The sequence below is a fragment of the Nonomuraea maheshkhaliensis genome (assembly GCF_039529435.1).
In the GTDB taxonomy this organism is placed as follows: domain Bacteria; phylum Actinomycetota; class Actinomycetes; order Streptosporangiales; family Streptosporangiaceae; genus Nonomuraea; species Nonomuraea maheshkhaliensis.
Genome location: NZ_BAAAMU010000053.1, coordinates 1 through 19,001, shown reverse-complemented (window position 1 = coordinate 19,001; position 19,001 = coordinate 1). Strand labels below are relative to the sequence as shown.

The following is a 19,001-nucleotide window of genomic DNA, read 5'->3' as shown; positions in this document are numbered from 1 at the left end:
GTCCGGATGCTGGCCTGCGTTCGGAGGAAATCAATGATGAATCCGGCATGGCGCGTGCTTTCGGCGCCCCTGATCGGGCTTTTCGTGCTGGCCGGGTGTGGGGGGAACGAGGAGCCGAAGGTACCCACGGCTGCCGAAGCGGGGGTGACGCTCAAGGAGCACATCACGCGGACCTTCGAAGGAGCTCAGGCCAAGGACATCAAGGTCACGGACCCGGGTGGCAAGGACGTTCCCTGCGGCGCGGGCAAGGTCAAACGCACTTACGCGGCCACCGCGAAGAATGACATCGGATCAGGGGACCCGGACTCGCTGGTCCTGGTCATGATCGGCGCTCTCGATCTCGTCGCCGAATATGAGCTGAACGCGGCCGGGCAGCCCACGGTGCAGGATGTGGTCAGCAAGGAGTTCAGGACGCATATCGTGCTGTCGTCGCCGGCTCGGAATGCGATGGTCATCCGCGGCGAGACGGACTGCCTTCTGCCCGGCTGAGTTCGTCGAATCGCTTCCATTCGTCCTCCGCCGCGTCCTTGGCTCCGCGGAACATCACGTCCAACTGGGTCATCGCCTCTCCGATGCGGCTCTTGTCGGTCAGGCCCGAGCCGTTGGCGATCAGCCAGTTGTTGAGATTTCGGAGAGCTTCCTTGCTCTCAGCTATCTTCTCGAAGGGCAGCAGCCGGCCGTTCTCGTCCACGATCGGCGGCGTGTTGAATCGTTCGTCGGCCGCCGACACCTCCGGTTTGAACCCCTGGGCCATGAGCATGTCGACCAGCCACCGCCCTCTCACCAGTGCGGCCAGTCGAGTCTTGTCGTCGAGAGCGTCCAGGCGCGTCTTGTCGACCTCGTTCAGGCTGTTGATCATGGTTCCCGCGATCGTGCTCACCGCGATCCACAGTGGCTGACCCTGCAGCGAAACGGGGATCCCCGCCAGATTGATGAAGAAGCCGAGCTTGGCGGCCTGCTGCTCACGGAACTCCTTGTCTTTCTTGTCGAGTGAGCCTTGCACGGCTCGTTCGGCGGCGAACTGCATGCCGGCGGTGTATCCGAGCGCTTTCATCGCCCGTTCCAGGTGGTCGATGCTTCCTTTGCCGTCCGCCTGAGCTGCGGCAGCCATGAGCCGGTCCGTCAGCCGGCCCATGCCCTCCTCGAACGGCGCGACGGTAGCCGGGGAGTCCGCGAACAGCTTCATGAACGCGTACGTCTCCTCCGGCGACAACCGGAAAGCGGGCTTCAACCCCGGCACCACCGTCTTCACCGACCCGAAGGCACTCCCCTGAGTACGATTCGAGTCGCCCAGGTTCGCCCCCTCGGTCACCTCCGTCGCGTAAGCGCCGGCGACCTCCGCCAGATGCTTCCTGGTCGAGTCGTCTATTTCCACCGGCCAAATGCCGCGCCGCCGTTCCTCCGGAGTGGGATTGGCGAGACCCGGCAGCGCCCGCATGAGATCGAAGGCGAACCTCGCCGACTCCGGCGAGTGCGCCCCGTCCTTCTCGTCATAGGCCCCCGCCGCGGCCGCGAGCATCCGCCCGAAGGCGTCCGCCGCCTCGGACGTCCGGGTCCGCCGAAAGAGGTCGCGCAGCAGCTCCGCGAGCGGCACGCCGTCCTTGCGCACCGCGCCCAGAGCCAGCCGGGCGGCGGCGGGATTGTTGCCGAGCGCGTCGAGATACCCCTCCATCTCCTTGCCCAGCAGCCCGGCCTCCGGCGTCAGCGCGTGCGCCTTGACCACCTTGGCCAGCCATTCGGGCGGAAAGTCCCCGGCCCGCAGCAACCAGCCCAGCGCACGATGCCCGGGCTCGGGCGGCTCCCGGGTCAGTTCGTCCTTGAGCTTGGCGAAGCCCGGCACGTCCGTACCCGTGAAGACGGCGGAGTCCTCGCGGCCCGCGCGCGTGACGACGTCGCCGCCGCGGATCGCGGTGCCGAAAGCGCGGCTCACCACGTCGATCGCCTTCTCCGGATCCCGCATGCCCTGCCGCAGCTTGCCGGCGATGCCGAGCGTCCCCTCCACGCCCAGCCGGGCGAAGAACGCCGCGGTGAAGTCCGGGTCGTCGCGGTGCGCGTCCAGCTCGGCGATGAGCGCGCCGAGCTCGGCGTCGTTGGGCCGCTCCCCGAACGATCCAAAGCTCGACCTCGCGTCCCGGAACCGGTCGGCCAGCTCCGCCCCCTTCTTCCTGGCCTCGCTCTGCGACATGAGCTTGCTCTCGTTGAACGGCAGCAAGCCCGTCCGCCACGGCGTCAGCGCGTTCGCGGACCTGGCGGTCTGGGCGCGGCGGCGCAGCTCCGGCAGCTTCGCATCCAGCCACAACAGCGTGGCGGCGAGCGGCTGCAGCTCCGCCGCGGGCAGCCGCGCCTGTTCCAGCAGCCGGCGCAACGCGCCAGCCGCCTCGCCGACCCGGTCGCCACCTGTCTTGAACGTCGTGATGAACGCGTCCATGCGCTCGGGATCGAGCCCGCTGTAGTCAGGGGAGAGCGGGCCGGTGCCCGGCGGCGTCATTTCCACGATCGCCTCCCGCCTGTTGGCAGCCGCCCCCAGCGTAGGAGCAAAGCCGATCGTTTCTGCATCGATCGAACAAGTAGGCATAACGTGGCACGCATGCCCCTGAGTCCCCGCACGACGGTCCCGTCGCGCGGGGTGGTCCAGCGAGCCGCTCAAAGGTCAGGGGCTTGACCTGCAGGGGCGCCTTGTCAGGAGCCAGGTGCGCGCCGTTCTCGCACCACCGCGTAGAGGACCTGGTCGTGCCACTCCCCCATGCGCCATTGTGCGCGCCTCAGTATTCCTTCGCGCTGGAAGCCGGCTTTTTCGAGTGCGCGCTGCTCCGCCACGTTTTGGATGTCGGTCGACGCCTGGATGCGTTCCGCCCGGGTGTGCGCGAAAAGATATTCCACGAGGTCCTTCTGAGCGGCGGTACCGATGCCTCTGCCGCGGAATTCCGGGAAGAGGATGATGCCGATGGTCCAGTTCCATGAGGACTCCGGGCCCCAGGAATGTTTGACCCAGGTGACATAGCCCGCCACGGCGCCCGTGGACTCGACGACGAAGGCGCCTCCTTCCTGGCCCAGGTATCCGTCCTGGGCCACCCTCTCCCTCATTCGGTGGAACGTACGGAAGCCGAACCACTGAAAGTGCCCCAGGCCTTCGAGCGTCGAGGCTCCAGCCTCGATATGCGGTATGTCTGCTTCGCGAATCGGCCGGAGTTTCGCGCCCATCGAGTCTGCTCCCCTTTGGTGTTCGGCATGGCGATTATCCGGTCGGTGCGGCCGCGTTCAAGCCCGGACCGCCTTCCGTCGTGTCCAGGGTTTCCCTGGTCATGTCCTGGGTGCCGATGACGGACAGCAGTTCCAACTGGGCCGCTCCCCGGCTGCCGGCCGGCGCGGTGAACCAGAGCAGGCGCTGGCGGCCGTCCTCGCTGAACAGGCTGTGGCAGTCGACCTCGATGATGCCCAGCGTCGGGTGGACCAGGCGCTTGTGGTCGGCGCGGCGCAGCGCCACCGTGTGGTCGTCCCACAGACTCGCGAACTCGGCGCTGCGGCGGCGCAGTGTGGCCACCAGCCGCAGGACGTGGGCGTCGCGGCCACGGCGGGCGGCGACGGCGCGCAGGTCGGAGACGAAGACCCGGGAGTGGTGCGGGTGCTCGTCCTTCGGGTAGAGCGTGCGGGCGGCGGGGTCGGTGAACCAGCGGTAGACGTAGCTGGCCTGCGGGCCGGTCCGCATCGGGTGGCGGCCGATCAGGGCGGCGGCCGGGTCGTTCTGGGCCAGGGTCTCGTGCAGGTCGGTGATGATCATGGCGGGCGTCGTGGCCAGGCGGTCGAGCATGGCCAGCATGGCCGGCTGGACGTGCGCGGTCGGGCCGTGGGCGGCCGGGACCGGGCGGCCCGCGAGGTGGAACAGGTAGTCGCGTTCGTCGCCCTCCAGCCGGAGCGCGCGGGCGAGCGCGGCCAGGGTCTGGGCCGACGGCTGGGCGCCGCGGCCGCGTTCCAGCTCGGTGTAGTAGTCCGCCGACAGGCTCGCGAGCTGGGCGACCTCCTCGCGCCGCAGGCCGGGGACCCGGCGCCGGGGGCCGACAGGCAGGCCGACGTCGGCCGGGCGGGCGCGGGCGCGGCGGGTCTTCAGGAACGCGGCCAGTTCGCTGAGGTTCACCCTTCCATGGTGGCCCCCAGCGGCAGGGCGTAGCCAGGGGGTGGCGACCCCAGGGTCAGCTCAGCCCTGGTCGGCGGCCGGGGTTCCAGGCGAGCGTGGGCGGGAAAGCCGCGTACCCACCCCAGGGAGATCTCCTCATGCGTGTCATCACCCAGCGCGCGCTCGGCGGGCCGGACGTGCTCGAACTCGCCGAGGCCGACCGGCCGGAGCCGGGCTTCGGGCAGGTGCTCATCGCGACCGGCGCGATCGGCGTCAATCCGGTCGACGTGCACGTACGCTCCGGCGCCCTGCCGCTGCTCGGCGAGCCGCCGTTCACGCTCGGCTGGGACGTCGCCGGCGTCGTCGAGGCCGTCGGGCCCGGCGTGTCCGCGTTCTCCGAAAGGGACGAGGTACTCGGGCTGCTCGCCATGCCGGGCGCGGGCAACACCTATGCCGAGTACGTGATCGCGTCGGTCAACGAGATCGTGGCCAAGCCCTCGGGGCTGAGTGTCGAGCAGGCGGCGGGGCTGCCGATGGCCGGTCTCACCGCCTGGCAGGGTCTTGTGGGTCTGGCCCGGGTCGAGGAGGGGCAGCGGGTGCTGGTGCACCGGGCCGCCGGTGGCGTCGGTCATCTCGCCGTGCAGATCGCCAAGGCCCGGGGCGCCCATGTCGTCGCCACGGCGAGTGCGGGGAAGCACCGGTTGCTGCGCCGCCTCGGTGTGGACGAGCCGGTCGATTATCGGGCTCGCGACTTCACCGAGATCGAGCCGGTGGACGTGGTGTTCGACCTGGTCGGCGGCTCGTACGGTGAACGGTCGGCCCGGGTTGTTCGTCCCGGCGGGTTGCTGGTCAGCGCGTACCCGCAGGACACCGGGGTCACGCGGGAGCTGGTCGCCGGGCTCGGCATCCGGCATGCCGTGCTCGTCGTGCACTCGTCCGCTCCCGATCTCGCCCGGCTGACGGCGCTCGTCGCAGACGGGCGGCTCACCGTGCACGTCGATCAGGTGTTGCCGCTGGCGGAGGCCGCCAAGGCGCACATGGTCGTCGAGGGCGGGGCGGTCACGGGGAAGCTCGTGCTCGTGCCCTGATGAAACTGACGAAGCAAGGAGAATCATGAGACGTGTCATCGCCCTGTTCCTCGGTGCCGCCCTGATGGCGGGCCCCGTTTCGCCCGCGTACGCGCATCCTGCTCACCCGACGCCCGGCGCGACGACCGCGCCGGGTGATCCGGCCGATCCGGTCTACGGGAAGGGGTGGTCACGGCGGGCGGCGATCGGCGGCGGGCCCCGGCAGGAGCACGGCGTGGCCGCGCTCGGTCACCGGGTCTACGTGCTCGGCGGCATCGTCATCGACCCGGCCGGTGGCGTCGTGACCACCGGGCGGGTGGAGGTGTACGACACGCGGCGCGACACCTGGTCGGAGGCGGCCCCGCTGCCCGTCGCGATGAACCATCCCAACGTGGCGACGGTCGGCGGGCGGATCTACGTGCTCGGCGGGCTGTCCGGGGGCGCGTCGTGGCAGGCGTTGCGCGACAGCTTCGTGTACGACCCGCGTACCGGCCGGTGGACGTCGTTGCCGCCGATGCCCGCCGGCCTGGAGCGGGGCAGCGCCGCGATGGGCGTACGCGGGACGAAGATCTATCTCGCGGGCGGCATGCGTACGCTGACGCCAGGACCCGGCGGGCTGCAGGACACGGTGGACCTCGTGTCGTCGTACGACGTCATGACCGGGCGGTGGGAGAGCCTGCCGAGCCTGCCGCAGGCGCGCGACCACGTCGGCGGCGCCGTCGTCGGCTCGACCTTCTACGTGCTCGGGGGTCGCGACCGGGGGCAGGTCAACGTGCGCGACACCGTGTACGCGCTCGACCTGCGCTCGCGCCGCTGGTCGGAGCGGGCGCCGATGCCGACGGCCAGGGGCGGGATCGCCGCCGCGGCGGTGGGTGGCAAGATCTACACGTTCGGCGGCGAGGGCCGGCACGACGGGACGAACCCGAACACGGTCTTCGCCGAGGCGGAGGCGTACGACACGGCGCGCGACCGCTGGGTGCGCCTGGCGCCGATGCCGGTACCCCGGCACGGGACGGCCGCCGTCGCGGTGGGCGGCACGATCCACATCCCCGGCGGTGGCACGGCGGGCGGCGCCGCCCCCGTGGCCGTCAACGACGCTTACCGGCCGTGAAGCCGCAGCTCGATTTCCTATGAAACCGGTGCGTGGTGGGCGCGGCGGTAGGCCAGGGGTGACAGGCCCACGTACGTGTAGAAGTGCTTGCGCAGCGCGACCGGGTCGCCGAAGCCGCAGGCGGTGGCGATCCGGGTGACGGGCAGGTCGGTGGACTCCAGCAGCAGCCTCGCGTGCGCCAGCCGCCGCTGGGCGAGCCACTTCAGCGGGCTGCTGCCCACCTCGCCGCGGAAGCGCCGGGTGAAGGTGCGTACGCTCATGTGCGCGTGCCGGGCCATGTCCTCCAGCGTGATCGGCTCGGCCAGCCGGTCCAGCGCCCACTGCCGGGTCGCCGAGGTGGAGCGGTCGGTGTCCTGCGGGACCGGGTGCTCGATGAACTGCGCCTGCCCGCCCTCGCGCCACGGCGCGACCACGCAGCGCCGCGCGGCGGCCGAGGCCACCGCCGCGCCGTGGTCGAGGCGGACCAGGTGCAGGCACAGGTCGATGCCGGCCGCGCCGCCCGCGGAGGTCAGGATGCGTCCGTTGTCGACGAACAGCACGCCCGGATCGACCTCGACCTCGGGGAACAGCCGCGCCAGCGCGTCGCACAGCGCCCAGTGCGTGGTGGCCCGGCGGCCGTTCAGCAGACCGGCCGCCGCGAGCAGGAAGGCGGAGGTGCACAGGCTGACGATGCGGGTGCGCGGCCCGATGCGGGCCAGCGCCGCGGCGACCTCCTCGGGGAGCGCGCCGGTCGCGAGCAGCCGCTCGCCGGGCTCCTGGGTGGCGAGGACGACGGTGTCCGCGCGCTCCAGCGCCGACTCGTCGTGGTCGACGACGATCCGGTAGTCCTCGTGCGTGCGTACCGGCCGGCCGCCGAGCGAGCAGGTGGTGACGGAGTAGAGGCGGGTCCCGTCGGGTTCGCAGGCCTCGTTGAACACCCGGGCCGGGATGCCCAGGTCCAGCGGGAGGACCCCGTCGAGGGCGAGCACGGCGACACGATGCGGCATGGCTGGAATGGTACGGTAGCTGGCTTTCCGGCCACTCACACGCCTCCACGCGTACCCGCCACTGTTGCTTCCGCCGGGGCCGTGAGCAGCGTCCCGGCGGAAGAAAGGTGAGACGACATGATGCGAGCCGTCACCATCAAGGAGTTCGGCGGGCCGGACGTGCTGACCGTGGAGGACGTCGCGCGCCCCGAGCCCCTGCCGACCGAGGTGCTGGTACGGGTGCACGCCGCCGGGGTCAACCCGGTGGACTGGAAGACCCGCGTGGGCCACGGCATGGCCGGGCTGCAGACGTTCCCGCTCATTCTGGGCTGGGACGTCTCCGGCGTCGTCGAGAAGGTCGGCTTCGGCGTCACCACGCTCGTGCCCGGGGACGAGGTGTACGCCATGCCCTGGTTCCCGCGGGCCGCCGGCGCGTACGCCGAGTACGTGACCGCGCCGGCCCGCCAGTGGGCCCGCAAGCCGGCCACCCTTGACCACGTGCACGCGGCCGCCGTGCCGCTGGCGGCGCTGACCGCCTGGCAGGCCCTGGTCGACACCGCCCGCGTACAGGCCGGGCAGCGGGTCCTGATCACGGCCGCGGCCGGCGGGGTGGGCCACTTCGCGGTCCAGTTCGCCTGGCACCTGGGCGCCCACGTGATCGCCACCGCGAGCGCCGCCCGCCACCCCTGGCTCAGGGAGCTCGGCGCCGAGGAGGTCATCGACTACACGGCCACCCGCTTCGAGCAGGCCGTCAAGGACGTGGACGTCGTCATCGACCTGGTGGGCGACGGGCAGGACCGGACCGGCACCCGTTCGATCGAGGTCCTGCGTCCCGGTGGCCTGTTGGTCGCCGTCCCCGGCGGGGTCTCGCCTGAGCTGGTCCGGGCGGCCGAGGTGGCCGGCGTGCGCGCCACCCCGTTCCTGGTGGAGCCGGACGGCCCCGCGCTGACCACGATCGCCGGCCTGATCGACGAAGGTCAGGTCGCCGTCGAGGTGGCGGAGACCTTCCCGCTCGATCAAGCCGGCGCGGCCCACGCCCGGGGCGAGGCCGGCCGCACGCGCGGCAAGCTCGTCCTCACCCTGGCCGGCTGATCGAGATCACCGTCACAGCAGGCCCGCCTCGGCGAGGGCCCGGTGGTCGAACCTCCTGCTCACGATGTTGGGATCGCGAACGTGGTGGCGCGCGTCGGCGGCCGGGACCAGGCGCCGGTGCCTGATCTCGAACCGCGGCTCCCACGGATGCACCAACGTCATCGCCCGCCAGAAGGCGCGGACCAGGACGAGCCCCTGCTCATGCCCACGGACGCACTCGCTGCGGACGTAGCCGAGCAGCCGCGCCGCGGTGACCGTGACGCACGCCTCCTCCCACATCTCGCGGCGCAGCGTCTCTTCGTAGGTCTCCTCCCCTTCCGGACGTCCTGCCGGGAAGCCCCAGTGCTCGCCGTCGTGGCTGATCAGGGCCAGCTCGCCGGCGTCGGTCAGGCAGACCCCGGCGGATCCGTGCGGCCTGCCCGGCGGGGGGTCGCCGGCGGGATGCCAGGACACCAGCCAGCTCTGTCCGTGACTCTGGGCCGGAAGGGGCTCGTGGTCCGGGGCGGGCACGATCGGTTCCGTCATGGTCCTGCCCATCCCCCGATGCCGGCCAGATCACTCCCCGACCGAGACGGGTGAGGCCGGTCGCTCGCGGGGCAGTTGCCGTCCCAAGCGGCAGCTCCGATTGAGTACGGCCCTACTCAGGCCCGCTCCGGTCGCCGACCTCATCGTTGGATCGTCCAACAGCTTTGGGGGGTTTGACCATGATGTCTCCGTTCGTGCCCTACAGCCGGCGCGATGTCCTGCACGCGGCCGCCGGGCTCGGCGCGCTGCTCGGGCTCGACCTGGCGGGGCTGGGTCGCGAGGTACGGACCGCGATGGCGGGGCCGTTCGGATGGGTGGCGCGGCACAACCTGACCGCCGACCAGTTCCAGGCGGAGTGGGACCGGCTGGCAGGGCTGGGCTACCGCCCCACGCATGTCGACGGGTACGCCGTCGGCGGCCAGGCCCGGTACGCGGGCATCTGGGAGCAGGCGCCGGGCCCGCCGCTGATCGCCAGGCACGGGCTCACCTCGGCGCAGTACCAGGCCGAGTTCACCCGCGTCACCGGCCTGGGATATCGCCCGGTCGTGGTGAGTGGCTACGAGGTCGGCGGGCAGGCGCACTTCGCGGCGATCTGGGAGCAGACCGGCGGCCCGCCCTGGGTGGCCCGGCACAACCTCACCTCGGCCGAGTACCAGGCCGAGTTCGACCGCCTGCTCGGCCTCGGATACCGGCTCGTGCTCGTGGACGGGTACCAGGTCGGCGGGCAGGCGCGGTTCGCCGCGATCTGGGAGCAGACGGAGGGGCCGGCCTGGGTGGGGCGGCACAACCTGACCGCCGCCCAGTACCAGGCCGAGTTCACCAACCTGACGAACCAGGGCTTCCGTCCGGTTCACGTCAGCGGGTACATGGTGGGTAGCACTGAGCTGTTCGCGGCGGTCTTCGCGCACGGCGACGGCCCGGTCTGGTCGGCCAGGCACGGTCTCGACTCGGCCGCCTATCAGGCTGCCTTCGACGATCACGTGCGCCGCGGCTACCGGCCGGTCAAGGTGAGCGGGTACGGCCTGCCGCGCTTCGCCGCGATCTGGGTGAGCCAGACCGCGAACGACTTCTCCCGCGCGGACGCCGCCGTCAACCGGCACCTGACCGGTTCTGGCGTGGCCGGCATCTCGCTGGCCGTCGCGCGCCGCGGCGCGCTGGTCTTCGCCAAGGGGTACGGCCTGGCCAGGCGGGACACCGGCGAACGGCTCACCGAACGGCACATCATGCGGGTGGCCAGCGTCTCCAAGCCGATCACGGCGGTCGCGGTCATGCGGCTCGTCGAGTCCGGCCGCCTGGCGCTCGACCAGCGAGTCCTCGGGACCGGCGCCCTCCTGGGCACGCGGTACGGCACCCAGCCGTACAGCGCGGACCTGCGCTCGATCACGGTCAGGCACCTGCTGGAGCACACCGCCGGAGGCTGGCCCAACGACGGCACCGACCCGATGTTCACCAACCCGACGATGAACCAGACCCAGCTGATCACGTGGGTGCTGGACAACCGGCCGCCGCAGTTCGCGCCCGGCACCAGGCACATGTACTCGAACTTCGGCTACTGCCTGCTCGGACGGATCATCGAGCAGGTCAGCGGGCTGTCCTACGCCGACCACGTCCGGCAGAACGTGTTCGGGCCCAGCGGGATCGGCAACATGCACCTCGCCGCCGACACGCTCGCCCAGCGGCGGCCCGACGAGGTCGTCTACTACGGCTCCGGCGACCCGTACTCCATCCCGGTGCGGCGCACGGACGCGCACGGCGGCTGGCTGGGCTCGCCGGTGGACGTCGTCCGGTTCGCGGTGCGCGCCGACGGTTTCCCCACCGTCGGTGACCTGCTGCGCCGCGACACGATCAGCACCATGACCACGCCGTCGGCGGCCAGCCCGACCTACGGGCTCGGCTGGTACGTCAACAGCCTCGGCAACTGGTGGCACACCGGCCGCTACATCCCGGGCACCGAGGCCGTCATCGTCCGCACCGGGAACGAGTTCTGCTGGGCCGCCGCGGCCAACGGCAACAACGTCGACCTGGACGCGATGATGTGGGACGTCTACCGATCCGTCTCCGTCTGGCCCGCCCACGACCTGTTCTAGCCGGCGGTCAAGGGATCAGGCTCTCGGCTCTACTTGAAGCAGTCCTGCTTCTTGAGGAAGAGGCCCACGCCCAGCACCTTCGTCTTCGAGAGGTGGAAGACGAAGGTCGCCCTCCGGTTGCCGGGCACACTGGCGATGGGCCCGTCCGCGTTGATCCTGAAGTCGGGATAGGCCCGCCGGAGCTGGGCGATGGTCGAGCCTCTGCCGATTCCTTGCGGAGTGCGTACGTTGCCCGGCGCCGCGATGGCGGCGACACCGTGCCTCTTCGAGATGAAGACGCCCGCCCGGTCGTTTCCGTAGCGCTGTTCCTTCAGGTCCCACGTCGTGCAGGTCGGCAGGGAGTTGCGGACGGACTTGCGAACGATCTTCCCGGTCGCCCTGGCCTGGGCCGCGGTCATGCCAAGCTTCACGGAGCCGTAGCCCGTGGGGCCTAAGAGGAGCTTCTGCTCGGCGAGGGCCGGAGTGCCGGCGAGCATGATTCCCCCGGCGAGCGCGGCGGCCAGGGCCGAACGGCCGAGGTTCAGAGTGTGATTTTTCATGATCGCAGACCCTACAGGTCTTGACTCAACGATGTCGGCGGATCACTCATCCAGGCGGTGATCTCGCGGCTACGTCAAGGAGGCCGTGCGGCAGCGGACGCGGACGGAGGGTCTGACGCCGTGCGGTGGCCGCAGGGTCGAGGCGTGCGCGTGGACCAGGTCGTGCAGCCGGTAGCGGCCAGGGGACGGCTCCTGGAGGAGATGGGCGTCCAGGAGCGGGTCCAGCAGCCGGCTCGCCCGGTCCACCGTCGTGTTCAGCAGGGCGGCGGCGGTGCCGAGGGTGAAGGACGGGTGCGGGGCCGAGCCCAGGAGTCGGTAGGCCCGGCGCTGGTCGGGGGGCAGGCGTTCGTAGGAGCGGTTGAGTGCGCCGGTGACGCTCTGGTGGCCGGCCACCAGTTCGGCGAGGCGGTCGGTGGTCAGGCGGTCGAGCAGGTGGCAGGCGTTCCACGAGGGGTGGGCCTGGAGGCGGGCGGCGGCGAGGCGGATGGCCAGGGGAAGCAGGCCGCAGCGGCGGACGATCTCGGCCAGCGCGTCAGGAGGCGCGTCAGGGTCGCAGCCCGCGGTGCGGACGAACAGGGCGACCGCCTCGGTCAGGGGCAGGGTGTCCAGGGACAGGATCCGGGCGTCGCCGGGGCAGGTCAGGCGGTGGCGGCTGGTGACGATCACCCGGCAGCCGGGCGTGGCGGGCAGGAGCGGGTCGAGCTGGTGTTCGCCGGCGGCGTCGTCCAGGACGATCAGGAGCCTGCGGCCGGCCAGGACGCTGCGGTACAGCGCGGCGCGGTCGTCCAGGTGCCACGGGACGTGCTCGGCGGGCACACCCAGGGTGCGGAGCACGCGGGCGAGCGCGTCGCCCGGCTCCACCGGCGCCGCCCCCTGGGCGTGGCCGTGCAGGTCCACGAAGAGCTGCCCGTCGGGGAAGAGAGGGGCCAGGCGGTGGGCGGCGTGCACGGCCAGCACCGTCTTGCCCGTCCCGGCCATGCCGGTGACGAACACGACCGGCTGGGTGCCGCGGGCCGTCACGAAGGCCGCCTCGCGCTCCCGTACGCCGGGCGCGGCGACGTCGGCGGGCAGTTGACGCGGGACGGTCCACGGTCGCGGGTCGGCCACGACGGGCCCGCCCGTGTCCGTACCGGCGACGGGTGCGCCGGCGGCGCTGCGGGCGGCCGTGTTGAGGGCCGCCCGTTCGGCCTCGTCCAGGTCCAGTGCCCGCGCCAGCAGCAGGACCGAGGTGGTCCTGGGCCGCAGCAGCCCGTCGTTCTCCAGCCGGCGCACCGTCCTGACGTTCAGACCGGCCCGTTCGGCGAGTTGTTCCTGCGTCAGCAGCGCCCGCCGGCGCCACGTGCGCAGCAGTTCCCCCAAGGACATCCCGGCACCGGGATACATTCCTCCGACACCCCCGTTCTCATCGTCGGCCTGTCTCACGACGCATCCCCCGTCGTTCTTGACCATCGAAACCGCGTCCCGCCTGTTCAAGCCACCGTTCGGACGGCATTGGACGGAATCGGACGGGACGGGCGAGCCCGGCATCGCGCGCAAACATGATTGAGGGCGTGCGGGTGATTGGCCAGAATGAGCGCCATGGGCGAGCGAGGCGGGGGCGGCCGATCTCACGACGTGTGCCCCTACCAAGGTCTGGTCCCGTTCGAGAGCACGAAGGCGGAGCTGTTCTTCGGCCGTACGCGGGCGACCCGCGGCCTGCTGGACCGCCTGGCCGGCCGGCTGGCCGGGCACGGATCCGTGCTGCTCGTCTCCGGCGCCTCGGGGGTGGGCAAGTCGTCGCTGCTGCGCGCGGGGCTGATGCCGGCGCTGGCGGAGGGCATGCTGCCGCTGCCCGGGTCGCGGGACTGGCCGCGGCTGCTGGTGACGCCGGGCGCCGATCCGTTCGCCGCGCTCGCCGCGGCGTGGGTACGGGAGTTCGGCGGCACGGCCGAGACGACGGCCTCGCGCTTGCGCCACGCGCCGGGTGACGCGCTCAGCAGGCGGTTCGTGCTGGTGGTGGACCAGTTCGAGGAGCTGTTCACGCTGGTGAGCGACGAGCGGGAGCGGCAGGCGTACGTACGGACGCTGCATGCCCTGGCCCAGGGCCGGGACGGCGCCGCGGTGATCGTCGGGGTGCGGGCCGACTACTGGGACCGCTGCGCCGCCTACCCGCGGTTCGCCGCGGCGATCCAGGACGGCCAGGTCATCGTCGAGCCGATGACGGAACCGGACCTGCGGCTGGCCATCACCGGCCCGGCGGCCACGGCGGGCCTGCGGCTCGAACCGGGGCTGGTGGAGATCATCCTGGCGGAGCTGGGGGCCGGCGACGGGTACGAGGCCGGCGCCCTGCCCCTGCTCTCCCAGGCCTTGCGCAACACCTGGGAGCGGCGCGAGAAGGACACGCTGACGGTCCGCGGGTACGAGGACTCCGGCCGGGTCCGCGACTCCGTCCGGCGTACGGCCGACGAGGTCCTCGACGTGCTGCGGCCGGACGACCGAAAAGCGGCGCTCAGGGTGTTCCGGCGGATGACGACGATCACCGCGGGCGGCCGGGTGGCGCGGCGCCGGGCGACGCTGGCCGAGCTGCACGCCGCCGCGTCCGCGCACGACGCGCAGGACCGGGAGCGGACGGCGGCGCTGCTGTCCGCGTTCGCCGACCGGCGGCTGCTCACCCTGCACGAGGACAGCGCCGAGATCGCCCACGACGCGCTCCTGACCGCCTGGCCCGCCCTGCGGCGCTGGCTCGAACCCGATCTCTCCGCGCAGTCGGTGTACGACGGGCTGGTGGAGGCAGCCGCGCAGTGGGCGGACAACCACCGCGACCCCGCCTTCCTCTACCGGGGGCCCCGGCTGCTGGCCGTCCAGGACAGCCGGCCCCGCTGGGAGCGCGATCCGGACAGTTTCCCTCCGCCCGGCGCCACCGTGGAGAGCTTCGTCGCGGCCTCCGAGCGGGAGGCGCGGCGGACGACCCGGCGCCGCCGGCTCGTCATGTCGGGTCTGGTGGCGCTGTCGGCGATCGCCCTGGTCGCGGCCGGCACCGCCGTCAACGCGGCGGACGCGGCGAACCGGCAGCGCGGGCTGGCCAGTTCCCGCCAGCTCGCGCTGCACAGCGAGGTCACCGGCGACACGGCCCTGGCCTCGATGCTGGCCGTGGCCGCGTGGAAGATCGCGCCCACGAACGAGGCCCGCAACCGGGTGCTGACCGCGGCGACCCGTACCGGCAGAGGGACCCTGACCGGGCACGGGCGCGGCGTCAAGGCGGTGGCGTTCAGCCCCGACGGCGCGCTCATCGCGACGGGCAGCGACGACGGGACGGCGCGGCTGTGGGACGCGGCGACGCGACGGCAGATCGGCGCCCCGATCACGCGAGGTCGATACGAGTGTTCGAGCGTGCGGCTGGCCCTGAGCACCGACGGCCGGACGCTGGCCACGGCCTGCCTCGACAGCGTCCTGTTCTACGACGTGCGTACCCGTCGCCAGGTGGGCTCCGAGGTGAAGGCCGGCGGGGTCGTCAGGACGCTCGCGTTCAACCCGGACGGCAGGACGCTCGCCACCGGCGACAGCAGCGGCGTGGTCCAGCAGTGGGACGTGGCCACGCAGCGCCCGCACGGGGCTCCCATGGGCCGGGCGCACGAGGGGTTCGACCATAAGAAGGCCGTCCTGGGGATCGCGTACAGCAAGGACGGGAAGACCCTGGCCACCGCCGGGGAGGACAGGACCGCGCGGCTCTGGGACACCGCCACGTCCCGGCAGTTCGGCGAGCCCTTCACCGGACACGCCCAGCCCGTCACGGACGTCGCCATCAGCCCCGACGGGTCGAGGCTGGCCACCGTGAGCTGGGACCGTACCGGCCGGGTGTGGGACGTGGCCACGCGGAAGCAGAAGGGCAGGCTCATCGACCGCACCGCCGGCTACTCCTCGATCGCCTTCAGCCCGGACGGCACCAGGATCGCCACCGGCGGGGACAGCGGGCGCACCGTGGTGTGGGACACGGCCAGCCGGCGGCAGGTGTTCGCGCTGGCCGACAACTACTCCGGTGTCGACGACATCACGTTCAGCCCGGACGGGACGCTGCTGGCCGCCGCCAGCGGCGACGGCGTGGTCCGGCTGGCCGACCCGTGGACGCTGCAGCAGAAGGGGACCCATGTGCCGGCGTCGGGAGCCGTCGCGCTGAGCCCGGACGGGCGGATCCTGGTCACCGGCGTCGCCGACGAGAAGAGCCCCGACCTCCAGCTGTGGGACGCGGCCCACCAGCGCCCTCTCGGCCCGCCGCTGCGTCCCGTGACCGCCCGCCCCTCGGCGGCGTACCGGCTCCAGTTCACCCCCGACGGGCGGACGCTCCTGTCGGAGAGCCTGGACGGGATCCGGCTCTGGGACGTCGCGAGCCGCCGCGAGATCGCGCACGAGAAGTCGCTGCACCACGCCCTGATCAGCTCCGACGGCCGGTTCGTCGCCGCCCAGCGGGACAAGTCGCTCGTGTTCTGGGACCTCGCGAGCCGCAGGGACTTCGGGCCGCGCATCACCGTACGCGACGCGACCGACGTCATCACGGCGATGGCGCTCAGCCCGGACGACAGGATCGTGGCGACCGCGGGCTTCGACGACCGGATCCGCTTCTTCGACGTCGCCACCGGCAAGGAGCTGCCCGGCCCGACGTTCAAGGCGCACGGCGGGCTGGTCAACGACCTGGCCTTCAGCCCCGACGGGCAGCGGCTGGCCGTGACCGCGTACGACAACAGCGTGCGGCTGTGGGACGTGCCGCGCCGCCGTCCTGTCGGCATCGGCCTGATCACCGACGACGGCATGGCGACCGCGCTCGGCTTCAGCCCCGACAGCAAGGTGCTGGCCACCGGGCTCATCGGCGGCGACGTGCAACTCTGGGACCTGCTGACCTACCGGCGGCTCGGGCCCGCGATGAGAGGCCACGGCAAGAGCCCGACCGACCTCGTCTACAGCCGCGACGGGACGACGCTCGCCACCGCGTCGGGAGACAGGACGGCGCGGCTGTGGAACGTCCGCACGCCCCCTGACCTGGTGGCCGCGGCGTGCGCGAACGCGGGGCGCTCCCTCACCCGCGAGGAGTGGGAGAATCTCGTGCCCCAGGAGGAGTACCGCCAGACGTGTCCCTGACCCTGAGGACGGAGACCACGACGATGTTCCTGCGAGGCTTACGGCGGCGGACAGGCCGGCCGGTCCCGGAACTGGTCGCGTTGTTCCGTTCGATCGTCGAGGGCGGCCGCGACTTCCATCCGATCGCGTCCGACTTCCTTGAGCACTTCATGGACGGCGCGGGCGCGTCGCGGACGATGTCGCAGCGGTGGCTGCGCTCGTTCAAGGTGATCAAGAAGGCCGAGCGCAAGAACCAGCGCCGCTTCGAACGGCAGCTCGCGCGGAGCGCGCGGCAGTTGCGGGAGGGAGAGTCGAGCTGGTTGCACGACCACTGGGACGCGCGGATCAACGCCTTCATCGGCACGGAGCTGTTCTACGTCAGCAGGATGAGCCTGCTGCGCTCGCAGGGGTCGTTCGTGCTGACCAGGGACGGGCCCGAGGTGAGCGTGTCCGGCACGGTGCGGCACCGCTGGTTCGACCCCTACGACTGGGACCGGGGGCGCTGGGTCTACATCCCGCGCCACGGGTTCGTGCCCATCGCGGTCGGCCGTGACCTGGTGGAGGCCGACGAGGCGCGCAACTTCCTGATGGAGTCGCGGCACGTGCAGACGCTGGAGGGCCGCTGCCGTGACGGCCGGTGGCCGTGGCGGCACGGCGACGAGTTCGTCTGGTCGCTGGTACGGGCGGGAGAGGGATGATCGAGGAACGTCCCCGGCCGCCTGATCCGATCGGGGCGGGCAGCACCGAGGACTTCGTAGGGGCGCTGGTCCGGCTCAAGCAGTGGGCGGGCGAGCCGTCCCTGAGCCGGCTGCGCTCGCTCGGCGGGCAGACCACGGCCGCCGACGGAGCCACGGTCGACATGCTGCCCAAGAGCACGGTCTCGCACGTTCTGCGACAGACCGACCGGCTGCCGCGCTGGGACTTCGTCCGGGCTTTCGTGACCGCGTGCCTCCACTACTGCGAGTACCCGTCCGAGCTGGTCCCCGGTGAGCTCGAACGCTGGCGGGCGGCCAGGACGGCCCTCGCGGAACCGTCCGTTCCCGTGCTCGTCGATGAGCCCGCCATCGCCACGCCCGACCCCGCCGTGGAGCTGCTGATCCGCCGGGTGCTCCGCGAGGAGGACCGGGCGCGCAAGGGGCTGCTCGGCGGCTACAACCTCGCGGCGCTCTCCTTCAGCCGGTACGGCGACCCCGGCGAGACCACGCACGATCTGCACACGATCGGCCGGTTCTTCGACGGCCTGAGCCCGCGCCGCCTGCTGGTCGTGGGCGAGTCGGGGGCGGGCAAGACGGTGCTGGCGATCGAGCTGGTGCTGCAACTGCTGGAGCCCGTGCTCACCGGCCGCCTCGACCAGGGCAAACCGGTGCCGGTACGGCTGAACGCGGCCCGCTGGACCCTCGGCCGGCCGTTCGAGACCTGGCTGGCCGAGCAGCTCGCGCAGGACTTCGGGCTGGCGGCCAGGGACGCGCAGCGGCTCGTACGTGACCGCCGGGTGCTGCCGGTGGTGGACGGGCTGGACGAGCTGGATCCCGAGCCCGGATGGGGCCGGCCGCGCCGGGCGATCGGGCTGCTGGCCGAGCTCAACCGCTACAGCGACCTGTCCGGCCGGCGGCCTGGCGCGGTCGTCGTGACCTGCCGGGCCGACCGGCACGCCGAACTGCGCGAGGCCGGAGTCGGGCTCGACGACGCCGCCCAGATCCACCTGCATTCCCTGACCGACCAGCAGATCGGCGCATACCTGCGGGCCCGCTGGCCGGACGGGCACCCCCACGCCGCGCGGCGCGAGGCCGTCCACGAGGCGCTGTCCGGGCCGGCGGGCAAGGCCGTGCACGCCGCGCTGTCCACGCCGTGGCGGCTGGTGCTGACCGTGACCGCCGTGGAGTCGGGCGCCGATCCGGACAAACTGCTGCGGGTTGAGCCGGGGCTCGACAGCGGTGAGGGAGCGGCGCGGATCGTCAGGAGGCTGCTGGAGGCGTACGTGCCGGCGGCGACCGTGCTCACGCCTCGTGCCGCCGCGCAGGGGGCCGCGTACCAGCCGGATCAGGTGCGGTCGTGGCTCGTGCTGCTGGCCGGTCACCTGCGCCGGCAGGCCGCGCGGGGAGCCGCGACGGACCGGCCGCCGCCGGGGCTGACGGCGATCGACATCGTGCCGCACCTGCTGTGGCCGATCGGCGGCCGGCGGATCGTCCTGATCGTGCACTGCCTGGCCTGCGTGCTCTTCGCGTGCGTCGCGATGCTGGCGTTCTGGACGGGATCGGCGGCCGGCGCGGCCGGGACCGGGGCCGAGCGGGTGCTCACCCTGACGCTGATGGCGAGCTGGGTGGCCCTCGCCACCGGACTGTCGCTGTCACCCTGGCCGGCCGCCGCCGGGGGGGGCAGCGGGGTGCCCCGGCGGGGGGGGGGGGTGGGCGGGCCG

General features: G+C 72.2%; 15 protein-coding genes. 8 read left to right on the top strand and 7 right to left on the bottom strand.

Translation table 11 applies throughout. From position 1 onward, the window contains the following. Window positions 1–6: 6 nt before the first annotated feature. Window positions 7–489 (top strand): hypothetical protein, encoded by a 483-nt coding sequence (locus tag ABFX54_RS30530; RefSeq protein ID WP_346110020.1) that lies wholly within the window; start codon window positions 7–9, stop codon window positions 487–489. Here the strand turns inward: ABFX54_RS30530 and ABFX54_RS30525 are convergent. The 3 genes from ABFX54_RS30525 to ABFX54_RS30515 are packed head-to-tail and all read right to left on the bottom strand — an operon-like array spanning window position 452 to window position 4,132. Beyond that, window positions 452–2,647 carry a DUF6571 family protein gene (locus tag ABFX54_RS30525; protein ID WP_346110019.1) on the bottom strand — a complete coding sequence of 732 codons (2,196 nt, stop codon included), beginning with the start codon at window positions 2,645–2,647 and terminating at the stop codon, window positions 452–454. The genes ABFX54_RS30530 and ABFX54_RS30525 overlap by 38 nt on opposite strands. A gap of 32 nt (window positions 2,648–2,679) precedes the next feature. Beyond that, window positions 2,680–3,201: a GNAT family N-acetyltransferase gene (locus tag ABFX54_RS30520; RefSeq protein WP_346110018.1), complete on the bottom strand. Its 522-nt coding sequence runs from the start codon at window positions 3,199–3,201 to the stop codon at window positions 2,680–2,682. A 34-nt stretch (window positions 3,202–3,235) separates the two neighbouring features. Beyond that, a complete protein-coding gene (locus ABFX54_RS30515) occupies window positions 3,236–4,132 on the bottom strand; it encodes a helix-turn-helix transcriptional regulator (RefSeq protein ID WP_346110017.1) in 897 nt (298 codons plus the stop codon). A 137-nt stretch (window positions 4,133–4,269) separates the two neighbouring features. Between ABFX54_RS30515 and ABFX54_RS30510 the strand changes: the two genes are divergently transcribed. Next, on the top strand, window positions 4,270–5,199 hold the full coding sequence (locus ABFX54_RS30510) for an NADP-dependent oxidoreductase (protein WP_346110016.1): 930 nt from the start codon (window positions 4,270–4,272) through the stop codon (window positions 5,197–5,199). A 25-nt stretch (window positions 5,200–5,224) separates the two neighbouring features. Continuing rightward, the gene (locus ABFX54_RS30505) at window positions 5,225–6,289 is read left to right on the top strand and encodes a Kelch repeat-containing protein (RefSeq protein WP_346110015.1); all 1,065 of its coding nucleotides are present in this window, start codon (window positions 5,225–5,227) and stop codon (window positions 6,287–6,289) included. 17 nt (window positions 6,290–6,306) lie between these two features. On the opposite strand, the gene ABFX54_RS30500 is transcribed toward ABFX54_RS30505, so the two are convergent. Continuing rightward, a complete protein-coding gene (locus ABFX54_RS30500) occupies window positions 6,307–7,275 on the bottom strand; it encodes a GlxA family transcriptional regulator (protein WP_346110014.1) in 969 nt (322 codons plus the stop codon). 117 nt (window positions 7,276–7,392) lie between these two features. Between ABFX54_RS30500 and ABFX54_RS30495 the strand changes: the two genes are divergently transcribed. Continuing rightward, window positions 7,393–8,346, top strand: coding sequence for an NADP-dependent oxidoreductase (locus tag ABFX54_RS30495; RefSeq protein ID WP_346110013.1), 954 nt, complete (start codon window positions 7,393–7,395; stop codon window positions 8,344–8,346). Window positions 8,347–8,358: 12 nt separating this feature from the next. Here ABFX54_RS30495 and ABFX54_RS30490 read toward each other — a convergent pair whose 3' ends face one another. Continuing rightward, the gene (locus ABFX54_RS30490) at window positions 8,359–8,871 is read right to left on the bottom strand and encodes an NUDIX hydrolase (protein ID WP_346110012.1); all 513 of its coding nucleotides are present in this window, start codon (window positions 8,869–8,871) and stop codon (window positions 8,359–8,361) included. 179 nt (window positions 8,872–9,050) lie between these two features. Between ABFX54_RS30490 and ABFX54_RS30485 the strand changes: the two genes are divergently transcribed. Further along, entirely contained in the window at window positions 9,051–10,958 is a 1,908-nt protein-coding gene (locus tag ABFX54_RS30485; protein ID WP_346110011.1) for a serine hydrolase, read from the top strand. A gap of 29 nt (window positions 10,959–10,987) precedes the next feature. Here the strand turns inward: ABFX54_RS30485 and ABFX54_RS30480 are convergent, their stop codons facing one another. Continuing rightward, complete coding sequence (locus ABFX54_RS30480; RefSeq protein ID WP_346110010.1) at window positions 10,988–11,497, bottom strand: hypothetical protein; 510 nt, start codon at window positions 11,495–11,497, stop codon at window positions 10,988–10,990. A 69-nt stretch (window positions 11,498–11,566) separates the two neighbouring features. Beyond that, window positions 11,567–12,862: an ATP-binding protein gene (locus ABFX54_RS30475; RefSeq protein WP_346110009.1), complete on the bottom strand. Its 1,296-nt coding sequence runs from the start codon at window positions 12,860–12,862 to the stop codon at window positions 11,567–11,569. A 213-nt stretch (window positions 12,863–13,075) separates the two neighbouring features. On the opposite strand from ABFX54_RS30475, the gene ABFX54_RS30470 reads away from it, so the two are divergent. The 3 genes from ABFX54_RS30470 to ABFX54_RS30460 all read left to right on the top strand — a co-directional run. After that, entirely contained in the window at window positions 13,076–16,606 is a 3,531-nt protein-coding gene (locus tag ABFX54_RS30470; protein WP_346110008.1) for an nSTAND1 domain-containing NTPase, read from the top strand. After that, complete coding sequence (locus ABFX54_RS30465) at window positions 16,597–17,283, top strand: hypothetical protein (protein ID WP_346110007.1); 687 nt, start codon at window positions 16,597–16,599, stop codon at window positions 17,281–17,283. Before ABFX54_RS30470 ends, ABFX54_RS30465 begins: the two co-directional genes overlap by 10 nt. Further along, the coding region (locus ABFX54_RS30460) for an NACHT domain-containing protein (RefSeq protein WP_346110006.1) at window positions 17,280–19,001 on the top strand (1,722 nt) is incomplete at its 3' end. The genes ABFX54_RS30465 and ABFX54_RS30460, both read left to right, overlap by 4 nt.